Origin of the sequence: Rhodococcus sp. (in: high G+C Gram-positive bacteria) (assembly GCF_049286785.1) — a bacterium.
In the GTDB taxonomy this organism is placed as follows: domain Bacteria; phylum Actinomycetota; class Actinomycetes; order Mycobacteriales; family Mycobacteriaceae; genus Rhodococcus_F.
The window spans coordinates 1-1,925 of the sequence record NZ_JBAQEO010000127.1 but is presented as its reverse complement, the minus strand read 5'-3'; the positions used below and the strand labels follow the sequence as shown (position 1 = coordinate 1,925).

Below are 1,925 nucleotides of genomic sequence, written 5' to 3'. Positions count from 1 at the left end.
GGACCGGTTCGGACTCTCCTGGCAGGTGGTGCCGCGAAGGTTGAACGAGCTGCTGGCGGACCCTGATCCAAGGGCGGCACAGCGCGTGACAAACGCACTGATGACGATGCACAAGATCGACGTGCCGACCCTGGAAGCTGCTGCTCGCGGGTGAACCGGGGGCCGGGTGACCTACGCGCCGGTCGTATTCCGCGTTGGTTCGCTCGACCCGAGCACGTCCAGGTAGTGCTGGTTGTACATCACGCCCAGAACGTTCCCGAACGGGTCGAACACGGATGCCGTGACGAACCCCGGCCCGTGCTCGACGGGCTTGCCGTGCACGGTAGCGCCCAGTGCCGTCAGCCGCGCGAGGGCGCCCCCGAGATCGTCGACGTGCCAGTAGGTCACCGGTCCACCGACTCCGTCCGATGTGGCGTGCGGCGAGAAACGGCGGTCGATGATGCCGAGTTCGTGCTGGTAGTCGCCGATCCGGAACTCGATATACGCGGGCTTTCCTTCTGCGGAGCGCTCGAAATACGGCTCGATGCCCAGCAAGTCGGTGTACCAGGCACGGGCTGCCGCCAGGTCGTCGGCGAAGAAGCTGACGGTGCTGAGTCCTCGCAACATTGTGTGTCCTTTCTCTGGGGGTGACAGGAACCATCTTTCCGGCTTAAGTGCTCACCCTCTGAGCACTTTGTTTGAGAGGGTGGATTCATGCGAGCCGACCGTCTCGTCGCCGTACTCCTGCTCATGCAGAGCCGGGGCAGGGTGACCGCCGCCGAACTGGCCGACGAACTCGAGGTGTCGGTTGCCACCGCCCGCCGCGATCTGCAGGCATTGTCGGCCGCGGGTATCCCGGTGTACCCGCAGGCCGGACGCGGCGGCGGCTGGTCGCTGCTCGGTGGGGCCCGCACCGACCTGAGTGGCCTGTCGGCCCCGGAGGCGCAGGCGTTGTTTCTCCTCGTCGGCCCGGCGGCCGCTGTCTCGGACGAAGCGAAAGCGGCGTTGCGCAAACTCGTGCGGGCCCTGCCGCAAACCTTCCGGGCCGACGCAGAAGCCGCCGCCGACACCACCATGATCGACTCCACCCGGTGGGGCGAGCGGGATCGCCACCGGCCCGAGACAGTCGACATACTGCAGATTGCCGTGATTCGTCGCCGCAAGGTTCGGCTGACCTACACCAACAGGGCCCGGCAGCGCACCGAAAGATTGATCGACCCATGGGGACTCGTCGACAAGGACGACATCTGGTACCTCATCGCCGGCACCGAACGAGGACAGCGAACTTTCCGGGTCGACCGGATTGTCGGCGTCGAGTCGACCGATCAACCCGCCGAGCGCCCGGACGACTTCACTCTCACCGCCGTATGGGACGAGGTTGTCGGGGAAGTGGAACAGAAACGCTCACGAACCTCGGCCACCGTGCTCATCGACTCCAGGTTCGTCCCGATACTGCGGGATCACTTCGGCCGGCACTGTCACGTCGACGCCGTACTCGACGACGGGCGGGCCCAGGTCCGCCTCGCCGCACCGACGCCGCTCGACATCGCCCGGACCCTCGCAGGCTGGGGCTCGATGGTCGAAGCGCTCGAGCCAGCGGCGGTAAAGGCTGAGCTGGCGCGGATTGGGGCCGAACTCGTGGGGCTGTACCGAGCCGAACCGACCGTCAGACGTTGAAGCGGAACGCTGGCAGGAGGCGCAATTAGCTGGCCTACCTGCGGAAATGGATGGGTTGCATTGATCTCAGGAGTCACCGGGATCATCACTGGAGGGATCGGCGCCACTGTCGCGCCCTGGGCGCAGTGGGGCGTGGACAAACGTCGCGGGCAGCGTGAGCGCCGGATCAACTAGATCAAGCAATGGCGCAGCCAAATCACCAAGCTCGAAGAGACGACCGAGAAGTACCGCAGCGCGTTAGACGGGCCCGACGATGGTGACCCAGCTCA

Annotated in this window: 2 protein-coding genes and 1 pseudogene; 2 read left to right on the top strand and 1 reads right to left on the bottom strand. The window is 65.8% G+C overall.

Features of this window, described 5'->3' with window-relative positions; translation table 11 throughout:
• A pseudogene (locus tag WAW17_RS05020) lies at positions 1–154 on the top strand (VOC family protein); the annotation flags it as partial.
• Positions 155–171: 17 nt separating this feature from the next.
• Here WAW17_RS05020 and WAW17_RS05015 read toward each other — a convergent pair.
• Positions 172–606 carry a VOC family protein gene (locus WAW17_RS05015; protein ID WP_422331903.1) on the bottom strand — a complete coding sequence of 145 codons (435 nt, stop codon included), beginning with the start codon at positions 604–606 and terminating at the stop codon, positions 172–174.
• Between the two features lie 87 nt (positions 607–693).
• On the opposite strand from WAW17_RS05015, the gene WAW17_RS05010 reads away from it, so the two are divergent.
• On the top strand, positions 694–1,656 hold the full coding sequence (locus WAW17_RS05010) for a helix-turn-helix transcriptional regulator (RefSeq protein ID WP_422331902.1): 963 nt from the start codon (positions 694–696) through the stop codon (positions 1,654–1,656).
• The last annotated feature ends 269 nt before the right edge of the window (positions 1,657–1,925 follow it).